The following is a 16,452-nucleotide window of genomic DNA, read 5'->3' on the forward strand; positions in this document are numbered from 1 at the left end:
CCTGCAACGCGCCGTGAGACGGCCTGGCGATGCCGGTCGCAAACACCAACGCCGCGACACATATCGCGAGCAGCCGCCACAACGAGCGACGCGCCCCGCACGTTGCCGGCATGACGTGGCGCACATTCGCGTAACGCGCAACCGCATGACGCAAGCCCACGCGCAACGACGCCGCCTGCCCTCGACAACCGCTCACGCGACGTCACCCCGCTCATCGGCCAACTTAGCGGACGGATCGGCGTTGCCGTGCATCAACGAGAACAGAACGCCGGCCGCGACCGCGCCCGAAAGTGGCGCGGCCCAGAACAACCAGAGCTGATCCAGCGCCCAGGCACCGACGAACAACGCCTGCGCCGTCGAACGCGCCGGATTGACCGCGCCGTTGGTGACCGGAATCGACACGAGATAGGCAAGCATCAAACAGGCGCCCGTCACGAGCGGCGCGACCGGCGCCAGCTCTTTCCGGTCGACGACGAGCAGGCAAGCGATGACGAACACGAAAGACAGCGCGAACTCGATGACGAGCGCCGAATGCAAGGGATAGTCCGCCGGCGAATGCGCGCCGAAGCCGTTCGCCGCGAAGTCGCTCGCGGCGATTTCGAAGCCGGGCCGGCCGCTCGCGACGTAGACGAGAAAAGCCGCCGCAAGCGTCGCCCCCACGAGTTGCGCGGCGATATACGGCAGCAGGTCGCGCACCGGAAAGCGTTGCGCGACCGTGAAGCCGATCGTGACCGCGGGGTTGAAATGCGCGCCCGAAGTCTCGCGAAACACATAGCTCGCGGTCGCAAAAGCAAGCCCGAACGCCAGCGACATTTCCAGCGCGCCACTGCCTTGCAGCACCCCGCCCGGATCGAGCACGGCGCTCCCGCACCCGACGAACACGAGCCATGCGGTGCCCACGCTTTCGGCCCACAGACGCTTACCTAGCGCGACCATTCCCTCTCCCATTCGTGTCGATACAGGGCAGAGGGCGCCGCCGGACAGCACGAAAACCTCTGCATTGATATCCCTCACCGCCTTCTATCAGGATGGCGAAATAAACGCCGCGCTACTCACAACGCTTGACGAGTCGTGAATAACACCGTGACGGGTTCGACATTATTGAATGGTGCCTACCCACGACCAATCAGAATATTCTTAAAACCAGGAGCAATCTGAATTGGGCTGTCACGAGACGCTGCGCGCATACGTCAAACATCGTCAAATCAATCCGATCTGACTCGCGTAGTTGACGAGATCGCCTTCGGTTTCGAGACCGAGCTTGCGCATCGCGCTGCGTTTCTGCGTGCTGATGGTCTTGCCGCTGCGCCGCAAGCGCCTGGCAATTTCATGCACCGAGAGTCCATGCGCGTAGAGCTGGAACACTTCCCACTCGCGCGCGCTGAGCGTGCCCGAATCCAGCTGCAAGTCCGGCTGCGCCGCTTCGAGCACCGCGCGCACCTGCTGCGACAGATGAATCCGCCCCGCGGCGACCGCTTCGATCGCATCGATCAAGGTCGCCGCGGCATCGCGTTTGTCGACGATGCCGGTCACGCCGATTCTGCGCAGGCCCATCAGCATCGGCGCGCGGTTCACCATCGTCAGCACGACGACGCGCGGATGCCGCTTGCGCCTCAGCACACGGCGCAACAGCGGCACGGCGTTGCCACTGCCGTCGAGCCCCGGCATGCCGATGTCCGAGACGACGACATCGCACGCGCAAGTGTCGAGCAGTTTTTCGAGCGCGTCGGCATCGGCCGCTTCACCGACGATTTCGAGATTGGGTCGCGTGTGCAGCAGATGTCTGACGCCTGCGCGAATGCAGTCGTGATCGTCCGCCACGACAATTTGGATCTTGTTTGCCATCCGTTGTTGTGTTGTCATCGGCACGCCCGCACGCAACGTGCTCCCCGGGTCATGCCGATAGTGATGCCAGTGCCGCGCGGCTGCGCGGCACATCGCCGCCGCTCAGCGCTCCTGCCCGTCGCCCTGCCGGTCGCCGGGGTATTCGTCCTGCTGCCAGTCCGGTTCGGGGTCGCCGGCGCGACCGTAGACCGTGCCATGCTCATGGACATATTCGTGGCCATATCCGTGACCATATTCGCCGCCATAGCCAGGCCCGTACTCGAAGCCCCGGCCCGGCCACTCGGACACCACGCCGTGCTCGAACGCAAAGCGGAACAGTTCCGCGTCGCTATGGAGAGCCAGCTTGCGCATCGCCATGCGTTTCTGCGCGCTGATCGTCTTCACGCTGCGCCCGAGCCGCGCCGCGATCTCGGTGACGCCGGAGCCGGCCGCATATTGGGTGAACACCTCGAGTTCACGGCGCGACAGCGTGGCGCGCACGATGTCGCGCTGCTGGCTCATGGCGACGTCGGCGAGCAGCGCGCGCACTGCGGGCCCGACGTAGCACTCGCGCGCGAGCGCCGTCACCACCGCCACGCGAATCAGATCGATCCGGTCGCGCTTGCTGAGCAGTCCGTCGACGCCGAGCGACATCAGCCTGCGCAACGTCGACGCCTCGGTTTCCATCGTGAGGATCACGAGCGCGACATTCGGGTAGCGCTCCTTGAACAGCCTGACGGCATGGAAACCGCCGCCGTCGAACGCGCCCGGCATGTAGAGGTCCATCAGCACCAGGTCGCATGGACTGCGATCGACCTGGCGGAACAGCTCGTTGAGGTCCGCCGCGCGGCCGACCAGTTGCAGATCCGGATAGTTGCCGATCAGGTGCTCGATAGCCAGCAGAACCAGCGGATGGTCGTCCGCGATAATGGTTCGAACCGGCATGCCTGTCGCAGCAATGGAGTTCATCGTCTCACGCTCCCTCTTACGTTCGTTTCGTGATGCCTGATTCCGTGTGAACGGCATCTTCGAAATGATTGAGGATTTCGGCGGCGATACATATAAGAACGCTCTGAAATGGCGCGAACGATTTCGCGCATCTACGCCGGCTGATCCGATTCGAGGCAAGGCATGCCGTGAGCGCGCACATGCGCAAGCAGATCGGGGTCGGTGGCGACGCCGAGCCGCTCCATCGCCGCGCGCTTTTGCCGCGTGACCGTACGGCGATGGCAGCCGAGCGCCACCGCGATCTCGCCGATCGACTCGCCGCACACGAGCCGGCGCAGGATTTCGCTTTGGCATCCCGACAATTGCGACTCGGGCGCGAACGCCGGTGCATTCCCGTCGTCCGGCACGGGGCCAAGCGCCGCGACGACGGAGCGGCCCAGATAGCGCACGCCGGCCGCGCTGCGCGCAATCGCCTGGGCAAGCTCGTCGAGCGGGTCCGCTTTGGAAAACACACTCACCGCGTCATCCGAGACGAGTGCGCGCAGCACGTCGAGATCCGTTTGCGCGGTCGCGACGACCACGCGCAGCGCCGGCCAGTCGCGGCGAATGCACTGCACGAGGCCGAGTCCGTCTTCGAGCGTGCCGGCGGGTTCCGGCATCGAGAGATCGATCACGAGCACGTCGCACGGCGTGCTTTGCAGCAGCGCGATCAACGCGGCGGGAGTGTGCGCCTGGCCGACGACCGCGACACCCGTTCGGATCGCGAGCGTGGAGCGCAAGCCGAGCAGAATGAACGGGTGATCGTCAGCCAGGATGATTCGGAGAGTCGTCACGATGGACCTCGCATGTCGTAGCGGTGATGGGCTCGCGCGGCAAACGCCTGGTTGCGCCGCGCGTGTCGGGCCGCTTCCCGCTGCGCGCCAACGTGCCGAATCGGCTATCAGATCATCGCCACCATCGCGCGACAATCGGACCGTTCCGAATCCGCTTCAAAAGCACATCGTGAGACTCGCGTTCCGGCGTCTCACGATCCGGCGACATCGCAGGCGCGCGCCGTCGGCATCGCGCGTGCCGAGGCCGCGCGCGGCAGCACCGGCAGCGCGATCAATGCGCATGCGCTCGCGACCGCCCACACCATCGGCCACGAACCCACGGACAGCAGAGGCGGAATCACGAGCGGCGTCACAAACAGCGTGAGGAACACACAGGTGTTGCCGATCGCGAGCGCGGTGCCCGCGCGGCTCGTGCCGGCGAGCGTCGCGAGTTCGGTGAACGCGACGCCGTGCCATGCGGACGCACTCACACCACCGAGCACGATCATCAGCGCGAACAGTGCCGCGAGCGCGCCGTGATGCAGACCGGCGATCCCCGTCGCAAGCGCGAGCGATGCGAACAGCACCGCGGTGAGCAGACTGCAGGCGCGCATATACGCACGGCGATTGCCGCGCCGGTCGGTCCACGTGCCGCTCCACACGCGCGCGATCGCGGCCCCCGTTTGCACGGCGGCCATCGTTACGCTGATCGCGAGCACGCCGGCCCGGCCGAAGTCGTGCAGAAACACGGTGCCGAACGTGATGACGGCGATCTGCGGTGCGCACAATGCGCCCGCGCCCAGCGCGACGCGCCAGATGCGCACGTCGCGCAGCGGCGAGACCGCCGCCGGCACGCTGGGCCGCGCCGCCGCCGCCGCCGCAGCAGCAGCCTGCCGGCAAGCCGGGCGGGCGGCGTGGGTGCCGCGCGCCCGTTCCGCGCCGCCAGCATCGTTAGCCGCGTTGGCTCCATTCGCGCCGTCTGCCCTTTGCCCGTCTTCCGTGCGCAAATGCGCCGGCTCATGCAGCCAGCACCACGCAAACCACGCCGTCACCGCGCACGCCACCGCCAGCACCGCATACGCGCTCGCAAAACCGCAGCGCGACACGAGCACCGGCAGCACCAATGCACCGAGCCCGCCGCCGGCCGGCACGGCCGTCTGCCGGATGCTCATCGCGAGACCACGCTCGCCTTCTCGAAACCACGCCATCACGGCGCGGCCGCTCGATCCGTTGACGCTGCCACCGAGCAGGCCGACGAGCAGCAGGCCAAGCGCGAGCGGCGTCATGCCCGGCACCTGCGCGCCGCCCGGCGACACGAATAGCGCAAGACCGGCGAGCGCGGCCGCGGTCGACAGCAAGCCGAGCAGCAGCACGCGGCGGTCGCCCCAGCGGTCGGTCAACAGCCCCCACGGCAACTCGCTGACCGCAATGCCAAGCCCGAGCATGCCGAGCACGAGACCGAGCCCGTCGTTGCCGAGGTGATAGCCCGAGCGTAGAAAAACCGCCGTCGTCGGAATGCCCGAGAACGCCGCCGAAAAGCTCGCGTTCGCGGCAAAGCCCACGCCGAGCACCTTCCAGCGATGCTTCGCGCCGCGTTCGACCGCACCGCCCAGCGGCACCGCAGATTCGTTGTCCATTCCACCCTCCGAAAGAATTCAGAGGTATCCTACGGCTGGGCTTTCCATCGGAAAAGCCGGAAAATCAGATCGTCATCATCGGAAATACCGAATCATGAGCCAGCGCGGATTCGACCTCACGCAGTTGCGGACTTTCGTCGCCGTCGCCGAATCGGGCAGCGTGTCGGCGGGCGCGGAACGCGTGTTCCTGTCGCAGTCGTCGGTGAGCGAGCAGTTGAAGAAGCTCGAGGAACGCGCGGGCCAGCCGCTGTTCGTGCGCAGCAAGCAGGGCGTCAGCACGACGCCCGCGGGCGAGCGGCTGCTCGATCATGCACGGCGCATCATCGCAATGAGCGAAGCGGCATTCGACGACCTGCAGGGCCGCTCGCTCGACGGCGAACTGCGCATCGCGATCACCGACTATTACCGGCCGCACGACATCGCGCGCATTCTGAAAGCCTTCTCCGAGCAGCACCCGCGCCTGAGGCTGCACGTCACGGTGCAGCCGAGCGCGGTGATCGACAGCGGCGCCGACGATCACACCTCGTTCGACATCGGGTTGTCGGCGCGGCTCGTCACCGGCCAGACGCGCACGCGCGGCGGCGCACCGGCGAGCACGGTCGTGAGGCGCGAAAAGCTGCTGTGGGTCAGCGCCGCCGATGCCGCGCCGCGACCGTCCGCGCCGTTTCACCTCGTGCTGCTGCCGTCGACATGCCAGTTGCAGCGTTTCGTCGTCAAGCTGCTCGACGAGCACAAAGTGGCCTACGTGGTGTCGCATTCGGCCTCGGGCGTCGCGGGTCTGCAACTCGCGCTGAAGGCGGGGCTCGGCATCTCGTGCCTGAACGAATCGTCGACCGGCAACGGCGTGGTGGCCTGCCCGGCCAACACGGGCTTGCCCGCGCTGCCCGCGGTCGAGTTTCATTTGCTGCCGGGGCGGCCCGGCGAAAGCGAACGGGTCAGCAATGCGCGCACGGCGCTGATGCGGCTCTTCGCATAAGACGTCACGCGCCAACATCGGACGATCACATTCGCATACCAACCCGCATCGCCCAAGCGACGCTGTGCGCCCGCACATTGAAATTGCGTTGCATCGTGCATAGCATGGTTTGATCTAGCTCAAGAATCCGTCGAAGCGTCGGCCGTTGCGATTGACGCTCCTGTTGAATTGCTGCAACCTGTGCGCGCTGTCCTGGCCCGACTCCACGCAGCCGTTTGAATGCGTTGCTCATGCTCAGTGCGGCAGCAGCCGTCCTCGGCGTATTCAGCGTGCATCATCGTTGTCGCCATGCAAGTGCATCGCCATCGCGAATCGATACTTCGCGATGCCAAACAAACCGGTTCCGCCTCGCTGTTCAAGCAGTCCTTAAAACAACGGGCAGGAAACACACGATGGTCCGTCATGCGCCGCCGGCCGGATTCGCCTGAGAGCCCGCGAACGCGTATGAAAAATCGATCGTGAGAAAAGAACGTTCCCCTGACGAGGCCTCGCGTGCATCGTAGAACCATCGGATCTTCAGTTCTGCTATTTCTGCTGTACGCGCTCGGCAGCGGTGCGTCGCTCGCGGCCGCCGAGGTGCCCGGCGCGATGCCCTCGGCGATGGACGAGCGCGTGCGCGCCTGCACCTCGTGCCACGGCGTGCAGGGCCAGGGCCTGAACAACGACTACTTTCCGCGCATCGCGGGCAAGCCCGCCGACTATCTGTTCAACCAGCTCACCGCGTTTCGCGACGGCGGCCGTACCTATCCGCCGATGGGCTATCTGCTCGCGTTTCTGCCCGACGACTATCTGCGCAAGATCAGCCAGTATTTCGCCGATCTGCAACCGCCCTATCCCGAGGCCGATCACGGCAACGTATCGCCCGAGGTGCTCGCCGCAGGCGAGCGGCTCGTGCGGCACGGCGACCCGGCGCGCAAGATACCGGCCTGCATCGCCTGTCACGGCGCGCGCATGACCGGCACGCAGCCGGGCATTCCAGGCCTGCTCGGCCTGCATGCGAGCTATATCGCCGGACAGATGGGCACGTGGCGCTCGGGCACGCGTCACGCGCTCGCGCCGGACTGCATGCATACGATCGCGGTCAAGCTGAGCGACCGCGACATCACCGCGGTGTCGAGCTGGCTCGCGCGCCAGCCGCGTCCGGCCGATCCGCGGCCCGCGCCGACGGCCGCCGGGCCGCTGCCGCTCGCCTGTGGGAGCCAGCCGCAATGAAGCCGATACGTCGTTCGCCGGATTGGCTGCGCTCGCTGGGTGCGAGGCTGGGCTTCGGCTCGGATCGTGGTGTGAGATCCGGGTTGAGTTCTTCCGGGTCGAGTTCCATTCCGCGTTTCGTCACGCGCCTTGGCAAGCCGCGCCACACAATGAGATCGCTCGCGGCCGGCTCGCTGGCAGCTGGCCTCATCGCGAGCGGCGCTGGCCTGCTTGTCGATCTGCCGGCCATGCCGTTGATCACCACGGCCCATGCCGCGGCGCCGCAAGCCACGCCCGCCGCCGCCAACGCAACGACAACCGCAACCACCGCGGTCACCACACCCACCGCCGCCCCCCGCTCCGACCTCGTCAAGCGCGGCGAGTATCTGGCGCGCGCCGGCGACTGCATCGCCTGCCACACCGCGCCGCGCGGCAAGCTGTTCGCGGGCGGCCTCGCGATGGACACGCCGTTCGGCACGCTCTATTCGCCGAACATCACGCCCGATCCGCAATACGGCATCGGCACGTGGAGCGAGGACGCCTTCTTCAAGATGATGCGCACGGGCCGCAAGCCCGACGGCACGCTGATCTATCCGGCCATGCCGATTGCGCAATACACGAAGGTCACGCGCGAGGACTCCGATGCGATCTTCGCATTCCTGAGAACCGTCGAGCCGGTGCGCGAACCGAACCGCAAGCACACGCTGCGCTTTCCGTTCAACCAGCGCGAGCTGCTGTACGGCTGGCGCACGCTGTATTTCCACGAGGGCGAGTTCAAACCCGATCCGGCCCAGTCGGTCGAGTGGAACCGGGGCGCGTATCTCGTCGAAGGGCTCGGACACTGCTCGATGTGCCATACGCGCATCAACATGCTCGGCGGCTCGTCGCAGCGCGAGCAGTTCGCGGGCGGGCTGATTCCGGTGCAGAACTGGTACGCGCCGTCGCTCACGTCCGACAAGGACGGCGGCCTCGGCGACTGGAGCATCGAGGACATCGTCGATCTGCTGCAGGCCGGCATTTCGAAGCGCGGCGCGGTCTACGGTCCGATGGCCGAAGTCACCTATCACAGCCTGCAGTATCTGTCGGACGACGACATCCGCGCGATGGCCGTCTATCTGAAGTCGCTGCCCGACAATCGCGGCCGCAAGAGCGGCCCGAGCGCGACGCCCGACGCGCAGGTGTTCGCGCTCGGCAAGCAGATCTACGCGGACAAATGCGCGCTCTGCCACGGCGCCAACGGCGAGGGACAACTGCCGCACTATCCACCGCTCGCGGGCAACCAGTCGATCGAAATGGATTCGGCCGTCAACCCGATCCGCATCGTGCTCAACGGCGGCTTCCCGCCCGGCACGAAGCGCAATCCGGAGCCTTACGGCATGCCGCCGTTCGGCCAGGAGCTGAACGACACCGAGGCGGCCGCCGTCGTCACCTTTATCCGCACCGCGTGGGGCAATCACGGGCTACCGGTGACGGCCCGCGAGGTCAACGCGTTGCGCAACGCGCCGCTGCATTGACGCGCCGCCCCGGACAACACGGAGAAAACCGCAAGATGGAAGCGAACGACACCCACGACGCGCCGCCCACCGACGCCGAAGTCGAGCGCATCGTCGCCGCCGGTCCGCATGGCGCGATCGCGCTCGCCGGCGTCGCGACGCTGATCGTCATCGCGATCTGGTTCGGCTTCTACTTTCTGGTGTTCCTGCCGCGCGGCATCATCCACTGACCATGTCGACCGAATCGAGCCATCAACCCCATAGCGGCCATGCGGTCGCGTTACGCGCCGAGCGCCGCTGGGCCATCTTCGCCAGCGCGCTGATCGTGCTGCTGCTCGCCGTGATCGTGTTCTCCGGCGTGCACTGGGCGATGATGCCGCCCTCGCGCGTCGAGACGATCGATCCCGCGCGGCTGCAACTGTCCGGCGAATTCGTCGAGGACAATCTCGGCAGCGCGGTCCAGCCCGACGGCTCGGTGATCGTGCGCTTCGTCGCGCAGCAGTACTCGTTCACGCCGCAGTGCCTGCTCGTGCCCGCCGACACGCCGGTCACGATCCGCACGACGAGCGCCGACGTCGTGCACGGCCTGCTCGTGAACGACACCAACATCAACACGATGATCGTGCCCGGCTACGTCTCGACGCTGAACACCTATTTCGACCATCCCGCCGACCACGCGATGCCGTGTCACGAGTTCTGCGGCTTCGGCCATCAGACCATGTGGGCGCACGTGAAAGTGATCGACAAAGCCGCCTTCTTCGAGCAGGCCCGACAATCACGGAGACTCAGCTGTGTTTCACGCTAAGCGACTCGTTCTCGCGCATTTCTGGCTCGCCTTCGTGCTGTTCCTCGTCGCGCTCGTGCTCGGCGCCTGGCAGATGCTCGCGCGCAGCCCGTTCCTGCCGTGGGTCGGCGACCCCGAGCTGTACTACCGCTCGGTGACCGCGCACGGCACCGTGATGGCCTACGCGCTGCCGACGCTCGTCGCGATGGGCTTCGGCTACGCGATCGTCGAGCTTGCGCTCGCGCAGCGCCTCGCGGGCCTCAAGTGGGCATGGGCCGCGTTCTTCATCCTGCTCGTCGGCGCGGTCATGGCGATGGTGCCGGTCGCGCTCGGCGAGGCCTCGGTGCTCTACACGTTCTATCCGCCGATGATCGGCAGTCCGTTCTACTACCTCGGCGTGGTGCTCGTGGTGATCGGCTCGTGGATCTGGGTCGCGCTGATGCACGTGAACCTGCGCATCTGGAAGCGCGCCAATCCGGGCAAGCCGGTGCCGCTCGCGATGTTCGCCAACGTGGCGGGCGCGTATCTGTGGGCGTGGACCGCGGTCGGCGCGGCGCTCGAAATCCTGTTCCAGATCCTGCCGGTCGCCTTCGGCCTCACGAAGACGATCGACGCCGGCCTCGCGCGCATCCTGTTCTCGTGGACGCTACATGCGATCGTCTACTTCTGGCTGATCCCGGCGTATATCGCGTACTACACGCTGGTGCCGCGCGCGATCGGCGGACGGCTCTACAGCGACTCGATGGCACGCGTGTCGTTCATCCTGTTCCTCGTGTTCGCGATGCCGATCGGCATCCACCATCTGTTCGCCGATCCGCAGGTCGGCGCGGGCTTCAAGTTCCTGCACGCGGTGTTCACCGGCATGGTGTCGGTGCCGACGCTGCTGACCGTGTTCACGATCTGCGCGTCGGTCGAAATCGCGGGCCGGCTGCGTGGCGGCAAGGGAGCGTTCGGCTGGCTCACGGCGTTGCCGTGGCGCAATCCGATGATGCTCGTGATCGCGTTCTCGTTCGTGATGCTCGGCTTCGGCGGCGCGGGCGGGCTCATCAACATGAGCTATCAGCTGAACTCGACCGTGCACAACACGCAGTGGGTGACCGGGCACTTCCACCTGATCTTCGGCGGCGCGATCGTCATCATGTACTTCGCGATCGCGTATGAACTGTGGCCGCAATTGACCGGCCGCGCGATCTGCTCGGCGAAGCTCGTACGCACGCAGTTGTGGCTGTGGTTCATCGGCATGATGGTCGTGACACTGCCGTGGCACTACGTCGGCCTGCTCGGCGCGCCGCGCCGCATGGCCTATTACGACTACAGCATGCCGGGCATGCAGGGGCAGGCGTTCTGGGTCGGCATGTCGGCGGTCGGCGGGCTGATCCTGCTCGTCTCGGGGGGGCTGTTCATCTATATCCTCGCGAAGTCGCAGTTCGGGCCCGCGACCGAACCGCAAGCATTCCGTTTCGCGACCGCCGCGCATCCGGTCGAGCGCGTGCCGGTCGCGCTCAACGGCTTCGGCCTGTGGGTCTCGCTGATGATCGGGCTCACGGTCGTCAACTACAGCGTGCCGATCCTGCAACTGCTCAGGCTGCCGCAGACTTCGGTGCCGGCGGTCGTCATCGGAGCGCAGCGATGAACGAGGAACGCGTCTTCAGCTTGCGCAATCCATGGTTCACATGGAGCGTGGGCGGCACGATCGCGATTGCGATCGTCGCGATACTGATCGGCTTCGTCTGGCTGCCGTCGGCGAGCACCGCGTTCGGCGGCCTCGATCTATGGGCGCGCATCTGCGGCGCGGCGGGCGTGCCGTCGAGCTGGTACAGCGGCGACAGGAGCGTCCCGGCAACGGTGCCCAGTGAAGTGGTCGTGCTGCCGCCGCAGCGAGTCACGCATGCGGCGGCGGATTCGATCGGCCGCGGCGCGACGATCGCGACGCAGAACTGCTCGATGTGCCACGGCGTGTCCGGTACACCGCCGGTCACGGCGCCCGCGCTCGCGGGGCAATACGCCGACGTGATCTACAAGGAGTTGCGCGACTATCAGAACGGCCAGCGCCTGAGCGCGGTGATGCAGGCGATCATCGCGCCGCGCAGCGAGCAGGATCTGCACGATCTGGCCGCTTACTATGCTTCGCTGCCGCGCGCCGAAGCGACATCGTCAACTTCGCGCGCCGGCGCGGAGCCCGATGCGAACGCGGTGCGGCTCGCGATGCAGGGCGATCCCGAGCGCAATATCGCGCCCTGCGCGGCCTGCCACGGACAGCTCGACCGCAAGGGCGCGGCGCCGTGGCTCGGCGGGCAATCGGCGGTTTATCTGGCGGCGCAGCTGCACGCGTTCGCGGCGGGCGACCGGCATAACGACATCAACGAGCAGATGCGCAACGTCGCGCGGCAAATGACGCCCGAGGAAATCGAAAGTCTCGCGAAGTACTATGCGGCGATGCCGTAACGCACGACCGGCTTGCTGGCGCGTGCGGCTTGAGATAAATCAATAAGGTGTCGCAACGCAATTCCTGTTCGGGAGTGTCCTCCGTATGTCGGAAATCGGTTCGGCCGTGCTGGTGTTCGTGCTGTTGCTGGCCGCGACCGGCATCGGCGTCGGCGTACGGCCGCTGCTGCCTGAGGAGCACAAGGCGCACGAGACCGTGCAACTGATCCAGCTCGTGATCGGCATGCTCGTGACGTTCGCCGCCCTCGTGCTCGGCTTGATGACGGCCTCGGCAAAATCGGGCTTCGACACTGCGGCGAACGATCTGCGCACCCTTGCCGCCGAGCTGATCGAATTCGACACGACGCTGCGCGAGCTAGGCCACGATACCGACGACTCGCGACGCCTGCTGCGCCAGTACACGGCGGCGGCGATCGCCTCGACGTGGCCGGGCGAGCCGGCGCCGGGCGGCGACTATCCGCGCGTCGGCACGCAGGACAGCGCCGGCACGCTCGAAAACGAGCAGCTCGGCGACATGCTGACGTCAGTGGGACAGCAATTGCGGCAACTGCGCACGCGCGATTCGCTGCAGCAACGCACGCTGGAGGATGCGTTGACGCAATACCGGCGCGTCGTCGACGCACGCTGGCGAATCATCGAAGAGGCGCACAGCTCGATCTCGCAGCCGTTCTTCACGACGCTCACGTTCTGGCTGTGCGTGATTTTCCTGAGCTTCGGACTGATCGCGCCGCGTAATGCGCTCGCGCTCGTCACGATCACGCTGGGGGCGGTGTCGATTGCTTCGTCGATCTACGTGATCGTCGATCTGGATACGCCCTTTTCAGGGCCGATCATGATTTCGAGCGCGCCGCTCAGAGGAGCGCTCGACCATCTGCGCAAGTGAGGCGACATTTCCGATGCCTCGCGCGAAACGCAGCGGCACGAGCCGACGCAGACCTCGGCTCGATTGGCGTACTAGGGTTTATCGACGGTGCCCTGAAACGAAGTCTTCGCACGGTCCATCATGTCGTGTACCAACGGCCCGTTCGTTTTCTGCAAAACGACCAGCGCGACGGATGCCAGAACCAGCAACGCTACGCCGCCCCATAGAATCCGCGCCCGGCGACCCGCTCCTCGCGTACCTCCCGCTGTCGGGCGGGCTGTCGCGCCCACGGGCTGATCGGTGCGTTCATGTTCGGAGACCGTGCCGATGCCGTCGCCGCGCAGCGCGACGACTTCGGCTTGCAGCCTCGTGAGTACTTCGATCTTCCGGTTGGCAATTTCACCGTCGATCTTCGCCGCGCGCAGTTCGCCGCTCAGCCTCAAGACGGCATCCTGAAGCGCGGCGGCGTCTTTGTGAGCCTGCCTGAGCAATTCTTCCAGGCCGTCCCGGCCGTTTAGCACATGAAGCCCTTCGGTATCCAGGGGTGAATTGATTGGAGCGTGATATGTGTAGTTATAAGGTTGGTTCATGATTTCGTTCAAATTTTTGTCGAAATAAATTTTATACGTTCGATTACGGGATATATTCATTGCAGGAGAAATGACATTCGCCTTTTGTCAAGATGGCAAACAGATAACTGCATTTTTTAATTGAGCGAGCTTTATTGGAATGCGCTTGCCATCTTCGTTGCGAATGCGGCCGACGTAACGAGCGTCGATCATCGAACGGATGTGGTCACAGGGATTAGCCTGTGCAAGCGCTTCTGGCAATCGTGCCGGCGATGGCTACGTGCCCATGAACCCGGGGATTGCGCTGTCAAACGGACGGCGCTCTAATGCAACTCTGCGTGCAACCCTGATCTGTATCGCGAAAAAATCTTGTGATGGTGATGCCTGATTGAACGGCACCGCATTCGGAATTCTTTTTATCAGCAGCAGCACTGAAATTGAATCAGCCGTGTCCGAAATTGGCGGAGTTCTGGGTTTTATTTTTTATTATTTTCCAGATCGACTGATCGAATTATTTTGGGAAATAACGTGCTCGACAAAAGCGGGAGAGGAAGGCGCCAATACTGTGAGGCACACCCTTGGTATTCACGTCGATGCCGTTGTTCCAGTCTTCTAACGGTTCGAAGAGCACCACGCTATCTGCCCTTGATATGACGCGATTTTCAATGGGCGAAGAAGTGTAGCCGTATGCGATTTACATAGACGGCTCATCTCTTCGAACACAAGCCAGTACGGGTGACGCGAATATGCGCGGGCCGTTCTTTCACGTAGTCGTTGAGTAAAAACGCCATCCAGTCACAATTTGGCACGTGGGTAAAGAAAAAGCCCGTGTGCTCAAGGCACACGGGCTTCAATCAACACAAATTACGCGAAGTAGGTTTTAGAAGGGAATATCGTCATCCATCTCATCGAACCCGCCGCCAGCCGGCGCGCTCGGACGGCTCGCGCCACCACCGCCGCCGCTGCCGCCACGCGAACCGCCACCGGACATCGCCCGGCCACCGCCGCCGCCACCACGTTCCATCGGCTCGCCACGGCTGTAGCCGCCTTCGTCGCCACCGCCCATCGACGCGCCGCCGCGGCCGCCCAGCATCTGCATCTGTTCAGCGACGATTTCGGTCGAGTAGCGATCGGTGCCGTCCTGCGCCTGCCACTTGCGCGTGCGGATACGCCCTTCGAGGTAGACCGACGAGCCCTTCTTCAGATATTCCGACACGATTTCCGCGAGGCGGCCGAAGAACGCCACGCGGTGCCATTCGGTCGCTTCCTTCATTTCGCCGGACGCTTTGTCCTTGTAGCGGTCCGTCGTTGCAAGGCGGATGTTCGCCACTGCGTCGCCGCTCGGAAGATAACGGACTTCCGGATCGGCTCCGAGATTGCCGACGAGAATGACCTTGTTCACGGATGCCATGAGTTTCTCCTGTTGATTCCATTTGCAGGCGGCGCGGCACTACGCGGTTCGCGTCTCATGGCCGGCAGGCCCGAGACCGGAAACGCGCCTCTGCCCGCCGCCGGGTGAGTTCTGGATGCGTGGGACGTGCCCCGGGGACATGCCCCGAATACGCTCTGCTATGCCTTGCGCGGCGGCTGTTTCATCTGTGCGGCGATTATAAGCCAGCAGAACACGAGCCCCGAACAGGCGAAGAACACCGCGCTCGCGCCGTTCGCCTTCAGCAGCCAGCCGCCGACCACGCCGCCCAGCGCCAGCCCGATCGACTGCGTGGTGTTGTACACGCCGACCGCCGCGCCCTTGCGGGTGCCGGGCGCGAGTTTCGATACCAGCGACGGCTGCGAGGCTTCGAGAATGTTGAAGCCCAGAAAGTAAACGAAGAGGATCGCCGCCACACTGAGAATCGTATGCGGTGCGACGCCCAATAACAACTGGCCGATCAGGATAAGACCGATCGCCGAAAGCAGCACGATCTTCATCTTGCCGCGCCGTTCCGCGGCGATGATCGCCGGCACCATCATCACGAACGACAGGCCCATTACGGGCAAATAAACTTTCCAGTGTGAAGCAACCGGCAGGCCGCCCGCTTCGAGAATGCGCGGCACGACGAGGAACAGCGCGGTTTGCGTCGCGTGCAGCGCGAGCACGCCGAAGTTCAGGCGCAGCAGCTCGACGTTGTGCAGCACCTCGGCGAACGGCGCGCGCACGTGCACGGGCTTCGGCGCATCGGGCACGATCCACAGCACCACGCCGATCGCGAGAATCGCGAAAATGCCGACCAGCGTAAAGAGCCCGCTCATGCCAAGCCAGTGGAACACGATCGGCGCGCCGACGATCGCCACCGCGAACGACATGCCGATGCTGCCCCCGACCATCGCCATCGCCTTGGTGCGATGCTCCTCGGAAGTAAGGTCGGCGATGAACGCGAGCACCGCCGAGGACACCGCGCCCATGCCCTGGATCACCCGCCCGACGATGATCCACGTCATGTCGTGCGCGCCCGCCGCGACGAAGCTGCCGATCGCGAAGATCAGCAGGCCGGTCGCGATGACGGGCTTGCGGCCCACCCGGTCGGAAATCCAGCCGTAGAAGATGTAGAGCATCGACTGCGTGACGCCATAGGCGCCGAGCGCGATGCCGACGAGCAGCACGTTGTCGCCGCCGGGGATGGTCTTCGCGTAAACCGAGAACACCGGCATGATCATGAAGAGACCGAGCATGCGCAACGCGAAGATGGCGGCAAGCGACATGGTCGCGCGCAATTCGGGCGCGCTCATGCGTGTGGAGATGGCGGACGGATTGGACATCGGAAGCGTTGTTTGAATGAGCCGGACGGCACACCGCGCGGCGAGCCCACGGAGCCGAACCGTCGCCCTGCAGCGCACCTCGAGCCTGCCCTCGCGCCCTGTTCCCGCTGTCAGGAAGCCGTAACGGCGGTCTGGAAAAGTCGTTATAGTAGCA

Annotated in this window: 16 protein-coding genes and 1 pseudogene; 9 read left to right on the forward strand and 8 right to left on the reverse strand. The window is 65.1% G+C overall.

Translation table 11 applies throughout. The features are described from left to right. Nucleotides 1-192: 192 nt before the first annotated feature. The 5 genes and pseudogenes from aqpZ to F3J20_RS12395 all read right to left on the reverse strand — a co-directional run bounded on the left by aqpZ (nucleotide 193) and on the right by F3J20_RS12395 (nucleotide 5,221). Entirely contained in the window at nucleotides 193-936 is a 744-nt protein-coding gene (gene aqpZ / locus F3J20_RS12375; RefSeq protein ID WP_167049743.1) for an aquaporin Z, read from the reverse strand. 264 nt (nucleotides 937-1,200) lie between these two features. Continuing rightward, nucleotides 1,201-1,845, reverse strand: coding sequence for a response regulator transcription factor (locus F3J20_RS12380; RefSeq protein ID WP_167049741.1), 645 nt, complete (start codon nucleotides 1,843-1,845; stop codon nucleotides 1,201-1,203). 285 nt (nucleotides 1,846-2,130) lie between these two features. Then, nucleotides 2,131-2,793 (reverse strand): annotated as a pseudogene (locus F3J20_RS12385) (response regulator transcription factor); the annotation flags it as partial. A 131-nt stretch (nucleotides 2,794-2,924) separates the two neighbouring features. Next, complete coding sequence (locus F3J20_RS12390; protein ID WP_167049739.1) at nucleotides 2,925-3,605, reverse strand: response regulator transcription factor; 681 nt, start codon at nucleotides 3,603-3,605, stop codon at nucleotides 2,925-2,927. Between the two features lie 191 nt (nucleotides 3,606-3,796). Continuing rightward, entirely contained in the window at nucleotides 3,797-5,221 is a 1,425-nt protein-coding gene (locus F3J20_RS12395) for an MFS transporter (RefSeq protein ID WP_167283514.1), read from the reverse strand. A gap of 94 nt (nucleotides 5,222-5,315) precedes the next feature. Here F3J20_RS12395 and F3J20_RS12400 point away from each other — a divergent pair, with 94 nt between their 5' ends. The 8 genes from F3J20_RS12400 (at nucleotide 5,316) to F3J20_RS12435 (ending at nucleotide 12,993) form a co-directional block, all read left to right on the forward strand. Next, the gene (locus F3J20_RS12400) at nucleotides 5,316-6,197 is read left to right on the forward strand and encodes a LysR family transcriptional regulator (RefSeq protein ID WP_167049735.1); all 882 of its coding nucleotides are present in this window, start codon (nucleotides 5,316-5,318) and stop codon (nucleotides 6,195-6,197) included. Nucleotides 6,198-6,689: 492 nt separating this feature from the next. Beyond that, nucleotides 6,690-7,409, forward strand: coding sequence for a c-type cytochrome (locus tag F3J20_RS12405; protein WP_167283515.1), 720 nt, complete (start codon nucleotides 6,690-6,692; stop codon nucleotides 7,407-7,409). Between the two features lie 227 nt (nucleotides 7,410-7,636). Next, complete coding sequence (locus tag F3J20_RS12410; protein WP_240159354.1) at nucleotides 7,637-8,902, forward strand: cytochrome c; 1,266 nt, start codon at nucleotides 7,637-7,639, stop codon at nucleotides 8,900-8,902. Nucleotides 8,903-8,937: 35 nt separating this feature from the next. Then, nucleotides 8,938-9,111, forward strand: coding sequence for a hypothetical protein (locus F3J20_RS12415; RefSeq protein WP_167049729.1), 174 nt, complete (start codon nucleotides 8,938-8,940; stop codon nucleotides 9,109-9,111). A gap of 2 nt (nucleotides 9,112-9,113) precedes the next feature. Beyond that, entirely contained in the window at nucleotides 9,114-9,686 is a 573-nt protein-coding gene (locus F3J20_RS12420; protein ID WP_167049727.1) for a cytochrome C oxidase subunit II, read from the forward strand. Continuing rightward, nucleotides 9,673-11,298, forward strand: a complete 1,626-nt coding sequence (locus tag F3J20_RS12425) for a b(o/a)3-type cytochrome-c oxidase subunit 1 (protein WP_167049725.1) — start codon at nucleotides 9,673-9,675, stop codon at nucleotides 11,296-11,298. Before F3J20_RS12420 ends, F3J20_RS12425 begins: the two co-directional genes overlap by 14 nt. Beyond that, nucleotides 11,295-12,110: a c-type cytochrome gene (locus F3J20_RS12430; RefSeq protein WP_167049723.1), complete on the forward strand. Its 816-nt coding sequence runs from the start codon at nucleotides 11,295-11,297 to the stop codon at nucleotides 12,108-12,110. Before F3J20_RS12425 ends, F3J20_RS12430 begins: the two co-directional genes overlap by 4 nt. Nucleotides 12,111-12,195: 85 nt before the next feature. After that, nucleotides 12,196-12,993 (forward strand): DUF4239 domain-containing protein, encoded by a 798-nt coding sequence (locus F3J20_RS12435; RefSeq protein ID WP_167049721.1) that lies wholly within the window; start codon nucleotides 12,196-12,198, stop codon nucleotides 12,991-12,993. 71 nt (nucleotides 12,994-13,064) lie between these two features. Here F3J20_RS12435 and F3J20_RS12440 read toward each other — a convergent pair whose 3' ends face one another. Beyond that, nucleotides 13,065-13,574, reverse strand: a complete 510-nt coding sequence (locus F3J20_RS12440) for a hypothetical protein (protein WP_167049720.1) — start codon at nucleotides 13,572-13,574, stop codon at nucleotides 13,065-13,067. A 355-nt stretch (nucleotides 13,575-13,929) separates the two neighbouring features. Here F3J20_RS12440 and F3J20_RS12445 point away from each other — a divergent pair, with 355 nt between their 5' ends. Continuing rightward, nucleotides 13,930-14,157: a hypothetical protein gene (locus F3J20_RS12445; RefSeq protein ID WP_167049718.1), complete on the forward strand. Its 228-nt coding sequence runs from the start codon at nucleotides 13,930-13,932 to the stop codon at nucleotides 14,155-14,157. 264 nt (nucleotides 14,158-14,421) lie between these two features. On the opposite strand, the gene F3J20_RS12450 is transcribed toward F3J20_RS12445, so the two are convergent. Then, nucleotides 14,422-14,952, reverse strand: a complete 531-nt coding sequence (locus F3J20_RS12450) for a single-stranded DNA-binding protein (protein ID WP_167048258.1) — start codon at nucleotides 14,950-14,952, stop codon at nucleotides 14,422-14,424. 158 nt (nucleotides 14,953-15,110) lie between these two features. Next, nucleotides 15,111-16,298 carry an MFS transporter gene (locus tag F3J20_RS12455; protein WP_167048260.1) on the reverse strand — a complete coding sequence of 396 codons (1,188 nt, stop codon included), beginning with the start codon at nucleotides 16,296-16,298 and terminating at the stop codon, nucleotides 15,111-15,113. Nucleotides 16,299-16,452 lie beyond the last annotated feature (154 nt).

This window comes from Paraburkholderia sp. Cy-641 (genome assembly GCF_011752945.1).
In the GTDB taxonomy this organism is placed as follows: domain Bacteria; phylum Pseudomonadota; class Gammaproteobacteria; order Burkholderiales; family Burkholderiaceae; genus Paraburkholderia.